The organism is Stappia sp. 28M-7, from assembly GCF_014252955.1.
GTDB lineage: Bacteria > Pseudomonadota > Alphaproteobacteria > Rhizobiales > Stappiaceae > Stappia.
Genome location: NZ_JACMIA010000001.1, coordinates 2506935 through 2520153, shown reverse-complemented (window position 1 = coordinate 2520153; position 13219 = coordinate 2506935). Strand labels below are relative to the sequence as shown.

Genomic DNA, 13219 nt, shown 5'->3' with positions numbered 1-13219 from the left:
CAAAGCGGTGTCTCTGGTCTCCTCGCTCGCGATCTATTTCGTCATCTGGTGGATCATCCTCTTCGCGATCCTGCCGATCGGCGTGGTAACGCAGGAAGAAGGCGGGGAGGTGGTTCCGGGCACCGAATCCAGCGCGCCCCAGCGGCCGCAGCTGCTGAAGAAGGCCTTGATCACCACCGTGGTGGCGGCGGTGGTCTTTGCCGGGGTCTACTGGCTGAAGGTCTATTCCGGGCTGACCCTCGACGACCTGCCCCTGAAGCCGCCCAGCAGCCGCTGACGGCGGCGGGGACGCAGGCGCGACAGGCGCTTGCCCGTCCGGCCCTCCTTCGCAGGTCCGTCCAGGGCGATGGCGATCGCCAGCTCCTGCTCGCAGTCGGAGATGAATTGCGCCTTCTGCTCTCCGGTGAGGAGAGACAGGTCGTCGCAACCGAACCGGCGCCCGGCAAGTCCGCGCGCCAGCGGCATCTGGTCGTAGCGTCCCAGCTTCATCAGGAGCTGGTCGAAGCGCCAGTCGACAGACCAGCCCGACTGGGCGGGCGTCTTGTCATTCGGATCGCCAAACAGCATTACGCACTCCCTCGGCGGGCTGGTGCCGCAACGACGCGTCGCCGGTGACGTTGTTTCACCGGGATCTTGCGTGGTTGCATTGGAAACAGCCTGCCATACCGTCCACCCCCGTTGCCATCCTCGAATGCACGCCGTGATTGCATCGTTATCTCGCAGTGCGGGCCTTGCAAGCTCTTGCGCGTGCGTGCGGCTTGTCAGGCGGGCCGGACCCCGGTAAGGAACCGGATGAGGGTTTGCAGGTCCGCTGCGGCGGGCCGGCGCGAGGCCGGGCCGGATGCTGCCGGACCGGCGCAAGAATGCAAAGAGGCGTGCAATGGGCGATTACGAGCAGGTCCGCACCCACATGGTGGACAACCAGCTGCGGACCAACGACGTCACGGACCTGAGGGTGCTGGACGCGATGGAAAGCGTGCCGCGCGAGCGGTTCGTGCCGACCTCCAAGCGCTGCATCGCCTATAGCGACCAGGACATCCTTGTGGCCGGCGGCGAGACCAGCCGCTACCTGATGAAGCCGCATGTCTTCGGCAAGCTGGTGCAGCTGGCCTCCGTCAAGCCGGGCGAGGTGGTTCTTTGCGTGGGCTGCGGCACCGGCTACAGCGTCGCGGTGTTCGCGCGGCTGGCCGGATCGGTCGTCGGCATCGAGTCGGATGCGCAGATCGCTGCGGCCGCTTCCGAGCTGCTGGTGGAACTCGGCATCGAGAACGCGGCCGTGATCGAGGGCGATCTCGCCAAGGGCGGGGCGTCGGAAGGTCCCTATGACGTGATCTTCGTCGATGGCGCCGTCGAGGAGCTGCCGTCGACGCTGACCGCGCAGCTCAAGGACGGCGGCCGGCTGGTCGTCGTGCGCGGTCTTGGCGGGGCAGGTCAGGCCGAGCTCTACGTGCGCTCGGGCGATGCGGTTTCCGGGCGCTTCGCGTTCAACGCGGCGGCGCATCTGCTGCCGGGCTTCGAGCGCCCGAAGGAATTCGTCTTCTGACGGTTTTCCAAGGTTTTTTGCAAGGTTCAGGGCCGCGCCGGACGAGTGTCTGCGCGGCCCTTTTCATGTTCCGCGACGTGACTTTCGGACACAGGTGTTGCCGAGAGGTCGCAGCCCCTCCCGAATGCGAGCGCCGTTACCTTTGAAAGGTTGTGTCGCGACCGGTGGGGGATAACAGTACGCATGCCGTGGACTGTCCGACGGAGGGCGGGCAACCGGCATGGCGCAGCGGCCAAGACTGCAGCGCTTTCCGAGGATCAAAAAGCGGCGGGCGCCCCTGGGGCGGACCGGAAAACCGCAGATCCGCACAGGCAGGATCATGGGTCACAGGGACCCGCGTCAAACAGAAGTCGGCCGCCGGTGATTCTGCCGTCGCGGCTGCTCCGGAGTTGTACAGGGGTGTTCAAGGTGAAGCGGACGGGTTCATGGCTCTTTGCGACCGCGCTTGCGGTGGCGGTCGCTGGCGTGCCCGCGACGGGACGCGCGCAGTCTATCGACCAGGCGCTGGCGCAGGCCTATTCCGACAATCCCACGCTGAACGCGGCCCGCGCGGCGCTGCGCTCGGTGAATGAGTCGGTGCCGCAGGCTCTGTCGGGCTGGCGCCCGCAGATCTTCGGCCGCATCGATGTGGGCTCGCAATATTCCAGGACCGATCCGGGTCGTTCGAACTACGGCAACACGGCCTCGGTCGGCCTGTCGCTGTCGCAGGCGCTCTTCCGCGGCTTCCGCACGGTGAACTCGGTTCGCCAGGCCGAGGCCGTGGTTCGGGCCGAGCGCGAGAGCCTGCGGGCGACCGAGCAGTCGGTGATGCTGGATGCCGCGACCGCCTATATGGACGTGATCAGCACCACGGCCATCGTCTCGCTGCGGCGCAGCAGCCTTGCCTTCCTTTCGGAGCAGGTGCGCGCCGCGCAGGATCGCTTCGAGGTGGGCGAGGGCACGCGGACCGACGTCTCGCAGGCACGGGCGCGCTACTCGGAGGCCCAGTCGGACCTCAACCTGGCGATGGCCAACGTGAACACCGCGCGGGCCATCTATCGCCAGGTGGTGGGCGCGGACCCGAAGTCCCTGTCCGCACGCACCTCGATCTACGGCCGGATGCCGCGCTCGCTGGATGAGGCGCTGAACCTCAGCGCGGCCAACCATCCGTCGATTCTTGCGGCACAGCATCTCGTCGATGCCGGCACGTTCGGCGTCAAGACCATCGAGGGCGAACTGCTGCCGACCGTCACCGTCGAGGCCGACCTGCAGCGCCAGTGGCGCCCGCCGTCCTCGCGGAACACCGACACGGTGGACAGCGCCAGCATCTTCGGCCGCGTGTCGATCCCGCTCTATCAGGGCGGCGCGGTGTCGTCCCGCGTGCGTCAGGCGAAGGAAGAACTCGGCCAGACCCAGATCCAGCTCGACGTGGCGCGCGACCAGATCCGCGCCAATGTCGTCTCGGCCTGGGGCCAGTACCAGGCGGCGCTGGCCTCGATCCAGGCCGGCGAGGATGCCGTTTCCGCCAACCAGCTGGCGCTGGAAGGTGTCATCGAGGAACAGCGCGTTGGCCAGCGCACCACGCTGGACGTGCTCAACGCCCAGTTCGACCTGGTCAACAGCCGCGTCAGCCTGATCAGCGCGCAGCGCAACCGCACGGTTGCCGCCTACACCCTGATTTCGGCCATCGGACGCCTGACCTCCGATCAGATCGGCCTTGCCGTGGCCCGCTACGACGAGACCGCGCATTACAAGAAGGTGCGCAACAGCTGGTACGGTCTGAAGACGCCGGACGGCCGCTGAGCGCAGGCGGACGGGCGCTGCCCGTTCGGCCTCGACTGCAACTTGAAAGGCCGCTCCTGAGGGTTCAGGGGCGGTTTTTCGTGCAAAACAGCCCGAATCGGGGAATTGTTGGCCCGTTCGGGTCGGCTTGGGTCATCGCGGCGCGGTGGTGCGTTTCCCCCAGCGGCTTAACACGTTATAGTTTTCCGTGATCGACTCGGTAGTTCCGCCAAGGGCTGCAGACGGTCAGAAGCTTTCCGGCCTCGACGCCGGACGCAGAGTTTTCGAGTGCGGGGATCGGTATGGCTAACGCCAGTCAAGCTCAAGAACCTTCAATGGAAGAAATCCTGGCGTCCATCCGCCGGATCATCTCCGATGAAGATACGCCCGCAGGCGGAAAGGCGGCAGCCGAGCCGGAGGAGGCGATGCCTGCCGCCGGCGAGGAGATGTCCCAGGACGATCTCGACAAGCTGTTCGATTCCGCCGGCGACGACGACATCGAGGTCGAGATCGAGGAGCCTGTGTCCGCGAAGGTCGAGATGGAGGCCGAGGCCGACATCGACGTCGATACCGACGACGTGCTGGAGCTGACCGAGGACCAGGCCGTCGAGGCCGATGACGAGATCGACGCCTTCGACATGGTCGAGGGACTGGGAACCGATGAAGACGAAGCGGGCGACGTCGCCTTCGTCGATCAGGAGCCCGATCCGGCACCGGCGCCCAAGGCCGCCCCGCGTGCGGCACCCCGTGCTTCGGCTGCGCCGGAGGGCGACGACCTTTTGTCGCCGGATGCCAACCAGGCGGTTCAGGCGGCCTTCCATAATCTTGCCGGAACCATCCTGTCCAACAACGCGCGTACGCTGGAGGATCTCGTCAAGGAGATGCTGCGGCCGATGCTGAAGGGCTGGCTCGACGAGAACCTACCGCCGCTGGTCGAGCGGCTCGTACGCCAGGAGATCGAGCGGGTATCGCGCGGGCGTTGACGCCGCGTCCCTGACCGCTCGAAACGCCGCCCACCGGGCGGCGTTTTCGTTTCCGGCGGCGCCCCTGCCGCCGCGCGATGGTTGACTTGGCGCCGCGCCAGCGAGTAACCACGCGATCAGTTCTCAAATCCCCGGGAAAACCGATGCTCGACAAGACCTACGACGCTGCCACAGTCGAACCCAGGATCGCCAAGACCTGGGACGAGGCGGATGCCTTCAAGGCGGGAGCCGGCGCCGAGCCGGGCGCAGCGTCCTATTCGATCGTCATCCCGCCGCCCAACGTGACGGGCTCCCTGCACATGGGCCACGCGCTCAACAACACGCTGCAGGACATTCTCATCCGCTTCGAGCGCATGCGCGGGCGCGACGTGCTGTGGCAGCCGGGCATGGACCATGCCGGCATCGCCACGCAGATGGTCGTCGAGCGCCAGCTGGCCGAGCGCCAGGAGCCGGGCCGCCGCGATATGGGCCGCGAGGCCTTCGTCGAGCGCGTGTGGGACTGGAAGGCCGAATCCGGCGGCATGATCATCAACCAGCTCAAGCGGCTGGGGGCCTCGTGCGACTGGTCGCGCGAGCGTTTCACCATGGACGAGGGCCTGTCCCGCGCCGTGCTGGAGGTTTTCGTCGGTCTCTACAGCGAGGGGCTGATCTACAAGGACAAGCGGCTGGTCAACTGGGACCCGAAGCTGCTGACCGCGATCTCGGACCTCGAGGTCGAGCAGATCGAGATCAAGGGCAATCTCTGGCACTTCCGCTATCCGCTGGAAGGCGGGGAGACGTTCCAGGCGCCGGTCGCCTGGGACGAGGATGGCAACCCGACAGAGTTCGAGACGCGCGACTACATCACCGTCGCCACGACCCGGCCGGAGACCATGCTCGGCGACACGGCGGTTGCCGTGAACCCGGAGGACCCGCGCTACAAGGGCCTGATCGGCAAGCATGTGGTGCTGCCGCTGGTCGGCCGCCGCATTCCCATCGTCGCCGACGACTATGCCGATCCGGATGCCGGCTCGGGCGCGGTCAAGATCACCCCGGCGCATGACTTCAACGACTTCGAGGTCGGCCGCCGCCACGACCTGCCGATGATCTCCGTCCTCGACCGCGAGGCGAAGGTCCGCCTTGCCGAGAACCCGGAGTTCCTGGAGGGCGTCGCGCAAAGCGCCGAGCTGTCCGAGACGATCTCGGCCTACGAGGGCTGCGACCGCTTCGACGTGCGCAAGCGTCTGGTTGCGCGCATGGAGGAGCTTGGCCTGCTCGACCGGATCGAGCCGCACACGCACATGGTCCCGCATGGCGACCGCGGCGGCGTGCCGATCGAGCCGCTCCTGACCGACCAGTGGTATGTCGATGCCAAGACGCTGGCCCAGCCGGCGATCGCCAGCGTGCGCGAGGGGCGGACCAACTTCGTCCCGCGCAACTGGGACAAGACCTATTACGAGTGGATGGAGAACATCCAGCCCTGGTGCATCTCGCGCCAGCTGTGGTGGGGGCACCGCATCCCGGCCTGGTACGGCCCGGACGGCAAGATCTTCGTCGAGCGCAGCGAGGACGAGGCGATGGCGGCCGCGCGCAGCCACTATGCCCGCGATGTCGAGGTGATCGACATGGAAGCGGCGCTTGCCCGCTGGGATGCCGGCGGGGAGGGCGCGGTCGCGCTCTACCGCGACGAGGACGTGCTCGACACGTGGTTCTCCTCGGCGCTGTGGCCGTTCTCCACGCTCGGCTGGCCGGACAAGACGCCGGAACTGGCCAACTACTACCCGACGAGCGTGCTGATCACCGGCTTCGACATCATCTTCTTCTGGGTCGCCCGGATGATGATGCTCGGCGATCACTACATGAAGACCGAGCCCTTCCACACGGTCTACATCCATGCCCTGGTCCGCGACGAGAGGGGCCAGAAGATGTCGAAGTCGAAGGGCAACGTCATCGACCCGCTCGCTCTGATCGACGAGTACGGTGCCGATGCGCTGCGCTTCACGCTGGCGGCGATGGCGGCGCAGGGCCGCGACATCAAGCTGGCGACTGGCCGCGTTGCCGGCTACCGCAACTTCGTCACCAAGCTGTGGAACGCTGCCCGCTTCGTGGAGATGAACGGCGGCAAGCGTCCCGCCGGCTTCGATCCGGTCGCGGTGCGCGAGACGGTCAACCGCTGGATCGTCACCGAGACCGGGCGCTGCATCGCCGAGGTGACCGAGGCGCTCGAGGGCTTCCGCTTCAACGAGGCGGCGGGCGCGGCCTATCGCTTCGTCTGGAACACCTATTGCGACTGGTATCTGGAACTGGCCAAGCCGATCTTCGGCGAGGGCAGCGAGGATGCGCGCGAGGAAACCCGCGCCACGGCCGCCTGGGTTCTCGACGAGGTCCTCAAGGTCCTGCACCCGTTCATGCCGTTCATGACCGAGGAGCTGTGGGCGCGTGCCGTCGAGGGCGACGCCGAGGCCACCCGCGAGCGGCTGCTCGTCCACACCCGCTGGCCGGTTTCCGCCGGCGGCGACCAGTCCTCGGCCTCCGAGATCAACTGGCTGGTGGACCTGATCACCTCGATCCGCTCGGTGCGGGCGGAGATGAACGTGCCGGCCGGCGCCCGCGTGCCGCTGGTCGTCACCGGCGCCAACGAGGTCACCCGCCAGCGGCTTGCCACCCACGAGGCGGCGATCCTGCGGCTGGCACGGGCCGAGAGCGTTTCGCTTGCCGATGCCCCGCCGCGCGGTTCGGTGCAGATTGTCAGTGGAGAGGCGGTTTTCTGCCTTCCTCTTGCCGATTTCATCGATCTTGGTGCCGAGGCGGCCCGGCTTGCCAAGGAAGAAGCCAGGCTGGACGGCGAGATCGCCCGGATCGACAAGAAGCTCGGCAATCCGGCTTTCGTCGCCAAGGCGCCGGAAGAGATCGTTGTCGCGGAACAGGAAAAGCGGGCGGAACTCGTCGAGTTGCGCGACAAGGTGGTCGATGCGCGCAAGCGTCTTGCCGATCTGTCGCATGCGTGATCCGGCAAGCTGAGCGAGGGAAGTGCGGATGAAGCTGGCTGCGGAGTTGCGAAGCTTCCTGCCCGGTGTGGCGGGCGCGGCGATGGTGCTGATGACGGGCCTGTCGCCGGCCCTTGCCGAAAAGATCGAGAACCCGGTCGCCGTGTTCTCGGGCCTCGACAAGATCACTGGCCGCATCATCAGCTTCGATGTCTATATCGGCGAGACGGTGCAGTTCGGCGCGCTGCAGGTGACCCCGCGCGAGTGCAACACCCGGCCCGAGACCGAGGCGCCGCAGACGACGGCCTTCGTCGAGGTGGACGAGATCACGCTGAACAACGAGGTTCGGCGGATCTTCACCGGGTGGATGTTTGCGGCGAGCCCTGGCCTGCATGCGGTCGAGCACGCCGTCTATGACGTGTGGCTGACCGACTGCAAGCAGTCCTCCACCGTTGCCCCGCCGCCCAACTACAGCGGCCCGCCGATCTCGGCGGAGGCGGCGGCCGGCGAGGATCCGTTGGCCGGCACCAAGCCGGAGCTCGGCCCCGAACAGGTGCTTCCGCGGCTCAAGCCGCCGATGTGAGGGAAGGGCGCGGACGAAGGCCTCAGGGGCCTCAGCTTGCGCCTTTCACCCTCTCTTCGATCCAGTCACCGATGAGGGGAATGGCGCGGTCCGCATAGGCCTTTCGGCCGAGCAGAAGGAAGGCGCCCTTGGCGTACCAGGGCATCTGGTCGGCGAGCTGGTAGCCGAAAAGGCTTGCCTTAAGCAGCCCGTGCGTCGAGCCGGGCAGCACCTCCACGCGGTGGTGCGGCGAGGGGGGAAGCAGCCGCCTGTAGTCGCCCGCATTCGCCTGCGGGTCGACATTGAGGTCCTCATTTCCCCACACGGCCAAAAACGGCGCATCCACTTGCGCGATGGCGTCGCTCGCGTCCGCATGGCGGTTGCGCCGGATGAACGCGAGACGCTCCGCCGTCATGCTCATCGCTCTTGCGGCCTCGGCCTCGGGTAGTGTGCCGGCGGTGAGGGCGGAGAACATCTCTTCCTCGCTCCGTTCGGTCTCGATTAGCTGCTGCGCGATCTCTTCCGGCGTGCGTCCTTCGGCCTCCAGCCGGCGCGCGGTGAAATAGTCGCCCTGCCGCTGCCAGCTGACCGCCCCGCCCACCAGCACGAAGAACGCCGGTTTGGGGCCGTCTTGCGCGGCCAAGGCCGGCAGCACCCATCCTGCCTGCGAGAAGCCGAGAAAGCCGATGCGCCCGCGCGCCTGCGGCAGCGTCTGCGCGACCGCCGCAAAGGCGGCGCGGGCTTCCTCGCTGCGGTCCGGCATCGACTGGTCCAGCCAGTCGCCGGTGCTGGAGCCGGTGCCCGGCTTGTCCCAGGTGTAGACGGCGATGCCACGATCGAGCAGCGCGTTGATCAGGGGGAGATAGCCGCCGTTCGACCAGCGGTCCTGCGGCCCGTCGCCATGCACCAGCAGGGCCACCGCCTGCGGGCGCTCTCCCGCGCCGTCCGGCAGGACCAGGGTTCCGGACAGCGTTGCGCCGGCACTCGTGAACGTCAGCTCCCGCTGGCTGCGCCCGTCCAGATCGAAGTCCGAAAGGCCCGAAACGAGGGCGAGGCCAGCGGCCACGAGGGCGAGAAGGGCAAGCATCGCGACCACGATGCGCCTGCGGTTCGTTCTTGCCGGCTTTTGCATCCCGTCCCCATTGGTTCCGCCGTCCGTGTCGGGCAGGTGGGGACGGGATGACTTCTGTTCAACCTGCGGTTTTGCGCAAGGCTGCCGTCAGGCGAGGCTGCGGCCCAGCCGGCCGGCCAGGTCCTGGATGAACTGGAAGGCGACGCGGCCCGAGCGGCTGCCGCGGGTGGTCGACCATTCTAGCGCCTCGGCCCGCAAGGTCGCCGGGTCGTAGTCGAGGCCGTAATGCGTCACATAGCCGTCGATCATCGCCAGGAACTCGTCCTGGCTGCACTTGTGGAAGCCGAGCCACAGGCCGAAACGGTCGGAGAGGGAGACCTTTTCCTCCACGGCTTCGCCCGGATTGATCGCGGTCGAGCGCTCGTTCTCGATCATGTCGCGCGGCAACAGGTGGCGGCGGTTGGAGGTGGCGTAGAACAGCACCGCGTCGGGCCGGCCCTCGATGCCGCCGTCGAGCGCTGCCTTCAGCGACTTGTAGGAGGCATCGCCGCTGTCGAAGCTGAGATCGTCGCAATAGACGATGGTGCGGTGGCCGCCGGCCTTCACCAGCTTCATCAAGGCCGGCAGGCTCTCGATGTCCTCGCGGTGGATCTCGATCAGTTTCAGCCGCTCGGGCACGCCGCGGCGCGCCAGTTCGGCGTTGACATGGGCGTGGGTCGCCTTGACCAGCGACGACTTGCCCATGCCGCGCGCGCCCCACAGCAGGACGTTGTTGGCGGCAAAGCCGCTGGCGAAGCGCATCGTGTTGTCGACCAGTTGATCGCGCGCCCGGTCGACGCCCTGCAGCAGGCCGATATCCACCCGGTTCACCTTCTCCACCGGCTCGAGCGAGCCCGTGTCGGCCTGCCAGACGAAGGCGTCGGCGGCGGTGAAGTCCGGGGCGGGGCGGGCCGGCGGCACCGCGCGGGAGATCAGCTCGATCAACGTGTCGAGGCGGCTGGCCAGTTGGTCGACCTGGGTCTTGTACTGCTGTGCGGGATCCATATCTGTGCCGTGGGTCTTTTGTGATGGGGGCCGCCGGGTCAAGATGTCCGGCAGCAGAAGTGCGGGAGGATTTCCTAGCACGGTCGAAGGCCGCGCCAAAGCCGGGAAAACACCGGCGGAAGCTGGCCGCGAACCGCTCGGTTCGTCTTGCAAAGACCGGCGCGACTTGTATAGTCCGCGCGACTTTCATTCAGGAGCCGGCCTCGTGGAGTGATCGCGAAAACGCGATACACGGGCGGCTAAGGGAGATGTACATGCTGATTTCGCCCGCCTATGCGCAGGGAGCCGGCGGCGCCGGCTCGACCGATATTCTGATGTCGCTGCTGCCGTTCGTTCTGATCTTCGTGATCATGTATTTCCTGATCATCCGTCCGCAGCGCCAGCGCATGAAGCAGCACCAGGAGATGGTCTCGAACCTGCGCCGCGGCGACACGGTCGTGACCGCCGGCGGGCTGATCGGCAAGGTCTCCAAGGTGGTGGACGACGGCGAAGTGCAGCTGGAACTCGCCGAAGGGCTCAAGGTGCGCGCTGTGCGCAGCATGATCACGGAAGTCCGGTCCAAGTCCGAGCCCGTCAAGGACAACGGCTGACCTTTCGGGTCTAACCTTTTCCCAGTTCGGCGGGGCGTCATCGGGCGGCCCGCCGTAACACCAGAAACGGCAACGTCATGCTCTATTTCGCACGCTGGAAGGTCACGCTGATCGTCCTCGTCATTCTCGCCGGGGCGCTCACCACCCTGCCGAACTTCCTGTCGCCTGCGGCATTGCGCGCGTTGCCCGACTGGTTGCCCTCCCGCCAGATCGTCCTGGGTCTGGACCTTCAGGGCGGCGCCTATCTCCTCTACGAGGTGGACCGCGCCGACTATGTGCAGAAGCGGCTGAAGACGCTGGAAGGCGACATTCGCCAGAAGCTGCGTGACGAGCCGCGCATCGGCTATACGGGCCTCGGCGTGCAGGGCAACGGCGTGCAGGTGCGCATCCGCGACACCGCTCGACTGGCCGATGCCCGCACCCGGCTGAGCGAGCTGACCAACCCGCTGGTGACCAACCTGTTCGGCGGCCAGACCGTCAACGAGTTCGCCATCGACGTGGCCGACGACGGCCTGGTGCGCTTCACCTATACCGAGGACGGGCTGACGCAGCGCATCAGCACCATCGTGCAGCAGTCGATCGAGGTGATTCGACTGCGTCTCGACGAGTTCGGAACGACGGAGCCGAGCATCCAGCGCCAGGGCGAGGACCGCATCCTCGTGGAAGCGCCGGGCGAGGGCGATCCCCAGCGCCTGAAGGAGCTGATCGGCCAGACCGCGCAGCTGACCTTCCACATGGTCGACCAGTCGATGTCGCCGGAGCAGGCGCTGCAGAGCCGCCCGCCGGTCGGGACCGTCGTCATGTACTCGATGGACGATCCGCCGTTCCCGTATCTCCTCGAGGAAGCTCCGCTTCTGTCGGGCGAGGACCTGGTGGACGCGCAGGTGACCTTCGATTCGCGCAACAACGAGCCGGTGGTCAATTTCCGCTTCAACACCTCTGGCGCGCGCACCTTCTCGGTCGCCACGCAGCGCAATGTCGGCCGGCCCTTCGCCATCGTGCTCGACAACGAGGTGATCTCGGCGCCGGTCATCCGCGAGCCGATCACCGGCGGTTCGGGCCAGATTTCCGGCAACTTCACCGTCGAGAGCGCCAACGACCTCGCCGTCCTGCTGCGGGCCGGCGCCCTGCCGGCCAAGCTGTCGGTGGTGGAGGAACGCTCCATCGGTCCGGGCCTCGGCCAGGATTCGGTCGATGCCGGCCGCATCGCCGCGCTCATCGGCGGCGCGCTGGTGATCGTCTTCATGATCCTCGCCTATGGCCGCTTCGGCGTCATCGCTGACATCGCGCTGGTGACGAACATCGTGATGATCTTCGGCGCCCTGACCACGCTGCAGGCGACGCTGACGCTGCCCGGCATCGCCGGCATCGTGCTGACCATCGGCATGGCGGTCGACGCCAACGTGCTCATCTTCGAGCGTATCCGCGAGGAATTGCGGGCCGGCCGGTCCGCCATCAGCGCCATCGACGCGGGCTATTCGCGGGCGCTGGGGACCATCCTCGACGCCAACATCACGACGCTCATTGCGGCGCTCATCCTCTTCCAGCTCGGCTCCGGCCCGATCCGCGGCTTCGCCGTGACGCTGGCCATCGGCATCTTCACGACGGTCTTCTCGGCCTTCACGGTGTCGCGCCTGCTCGTGTCCTTGTGGGTGCGCTGGAAGCGCCCGAGCAAACTGACGCTCTGAGCGCCGGGAGAAAAGACCATGCTCTTGAAGATTGTCCCGGAAAACACCCACATCGCCTTCATGCGGTTCAGGACGGTGTCCTATCCGCTGTCGGCGGTCATGTTCCTCGCCTCGATCGCGCTGTTCTTCTCGGTCGGCCTGAACTTCGGCATCGACTTCCGCGGCGGCACCGTTTTCGAGATGAAGACGATGGAATCGCCCGCCGACATCGCCTCGATCCGCACCCAGCTCGGTACGCTCAACCTCGGCGACGTCCAGGTGCAGCAGTTCGGCGGCCCGGATGAGGTCCTGGTGCGCGTACAGCAGCCGGAAGGCGGCGAGATGGCGCAGCAGGCGGTCGTGTCGCTGGTGCGCGAGAGCTTCGCCGAGAGCGTCGAGTTCCGCCGCGTCGAGGTCGTCGGTCCGCGCGTGTCCGGCGAACTCGCCCAGGCCGGCCTGATCGCCGTCGTCGCCTCGCTGCTCGTCATCCTGTTCTACATCTGGTTCCGCTTCGAGTGGCATTTCGCCGTCGGCGCGATCCTGACGACGATCAACGACATCGTCGTCACGATAGGATTGTTCGTGGTGCTGCAGCTCGACTTCTCGCTGTCGAGCATCGCGGCCATCCTGACGATCATCGGCTATTCGCTGAACGACACGGTCGTCGTCTACGACCGGGTGCGCGAGAACCTGCGCAAGTACAAGAAGCAGCCGCTGCCCGAACTCCTCGACCGCTCGATCAACGAGATGCTGTCGCGTACCGTGATGACCTCGCTGACCACGCTGCTGGCGCTCGCTGCGCTGTACTTCTTCGGCGGCGAGGTGATCCGCTCGTTCACGCTGGCGATGATCTTCGGCGTCGTTATCGGCACCTATTCGTCGGTCTTCCTGGCCGCGCCGTTCCTGATCCTGCTGAACCTGCGTCCGACGAGCGTCGCCGGCGAGGGCGGGGATACGCCGGACGGCGGCGAGGGCAAGACCTCGGCGGGCGGCTCCGCCGCCTCCGCCTGACCGCAGGCGAGGGAGTTCCG

At 66.8% G+C, this 13219-nt stretch carries 12 protein-coding genes; 9 read left to right on the top strand and 3 right to left on the bottom strand.

From position 1 onward, the window contains the following. Positions 1–7 precede the first annotated feature (7 nt). Positions 8–277 carry a DUF1467 family protein gene (locus tag H7H34_RS11045; RefSeq protein WP_120267857.1) on the top strand — a complete coding sequence of 90 codons (270 nt, stop codon included), beginning with the start codon at positions 8–10 and terminating at the stop codon, positions 275–277. Here the strand turns inward: H7H34_RS11045 and H7H34_RS11040 are convergent. Continuing rightward, positions 223–567 (bottom strand): hypothetical protein, encoded by a 345-nt coding sequence (locus H7H34_RS11040; RefSeq protein WP_185925218.1) that lies wholly within the window; start codon positions 565–567, stop codon positions 223–225. The genes H7H34_RS11045 and H7H34_RS11040 overlap by 55 nt on opposite strands. A 313-nt stretch (positions 568–880) precedes the next feature. Here H7H34_RS11040 and H7H34_RS11035 point away from each other — a divergent pair, with 313 nt between their 5' ends. The 5 genes from H7H34_RS11035 to H7H34_RS11015 all read left to right on the top strand — a co-directional run bounded on the left by H7H34_RS11035 (position 881) and on the right by H7H34_RS11015 (position 7836). Continuing rightward, the gene (locus H7H34_RS11035; RefSeq protein ID WP_120267859.1) at positions 881–1543 is read left to right on the top strand and encodes a protein-L-isoaspartate O-methyltransferase family protein; all 663 of its coding nucleotides are present in this window, start codon (positions 881–883) and stop codon (positions 1541–1543) included. 399 nt (positions 1544–1942) lie between these two features. Next, on the top strand, positions 1943–3325 hold the full coding sequence (locus H7H34_RS11030) for a TolC family outer membrane protein (protein WP_371811384.1): 1383 nt from the start codon (positions 1943–1945) through the stop codon (positions 3323–3325). A 314-nt stretch (positions 3326–3639) separates the two neighbouring features. Next, a complete protein-coding gene (locus tag H7H34_RS11025; RefSeq protein WP_305792121.1) occupies positions 3640–4287 on the top strand; it encodes a DUF2497 domain-containing protein in 648 nt (215 codons plus the stop codon). 143 nt (positions 4288–4430) lie between these two features. Next, positions 4431–7274 (top strand): valine--tRNA ligase, encoded by a 2844-nt coding sequence (locus H7H34_RS11020; RefSeq protein WP_185925216.1) that lies wholly within the window; start codon positions 4431–4433, stop codon positions 7272–7274. Between the two features lie 28 nt (positions 7275–7302). Then, on the top strand, positions 7303–7836 hold the full coding sequence (locus H7H34_RS11015) for a DUF2155 domain-containing protein (protein ID WP_067215300.1): 534 nt from the start codon (positions 7303–7305) through the stop codon (positions 7834–7836). Positions 7837–7867: 31 nt separating this feature from the next. Here H7H34_RS11015 and H7H34_RS11010 read toward each other — a convergent pair whose 3' ends face one another. Beyond that, positions 7868–8902, bottom strand: a complete 1035-nt coding sequence (locus H7H34_RS11010) for an alpha/beta hydrolase family protein (protein ID WP_209006354.1) — start codon at positions 8900–8902, stop codon at positions 7868–7870. A gap of 132 nt (positions 8903–9034) precedes the next feature. Continuing rightward, positions 9035–9931 carry an ATP-binding protein gene (locus tag H7H34_RS11005; RefSeq protein WP_120267864.1) on the bottom strand — a complete coding sequence of 299 codons (897 nt, stop codon included), beginning with the start codon at positions 9929–9931 and terminating at the stop codon, positions 9035–9037. A 254-nt stretch (positions 9932–10185) separates the two neighbouring features. On the opposite strand from H7H34_RS11005, the gene yajC reads away from it, so the two are divergent. The 3 genes from yajC (at position 10186) to secF (ending at position 13199) form a co-directional block, all read left to right on the top strand. Beyond that, positions 10186–10521 (top strand): preprotein translocase subunit YajC, encoded by a 336-nt coding sequence (yajC, locus tag H7H34_RS11000; RefSeq protein WP_120268354.1) that lies wholly within the window; start codon positions 10186–10188, stop codon positions 10519–10521. Between the two features lie 77 nt (positions 10522–10598). Further along, positions 10599–12209 carry a protein translocase subunit SecD gene (gene secD / locus H7H34_RS23445; RefSeq protein ID WP_120267865.1) on the top strand — a complete coding sequence of 537 codons (1611 nt, stop codon included), beginning with the start codon at positions 10599–10601 and terminating at the stop codon, positions 12207–12209. Positions 12210–12227: 18 nt separating this feature from the next. After that, the gene (secF, locus tag H7H34_RS23440; protein ID WP_185925214.1) at positions 12228–13199 is read left to right on the top strand and encodes a protein translocase subunit SecF; all 972 of its coding nucleotides are present in this window, start codon (positions 12228–12230) and stop codon (positions 13197–13199) included. The last annotated feature ends 20 nt before the right edge of the window (positions 13200–13219 follow it).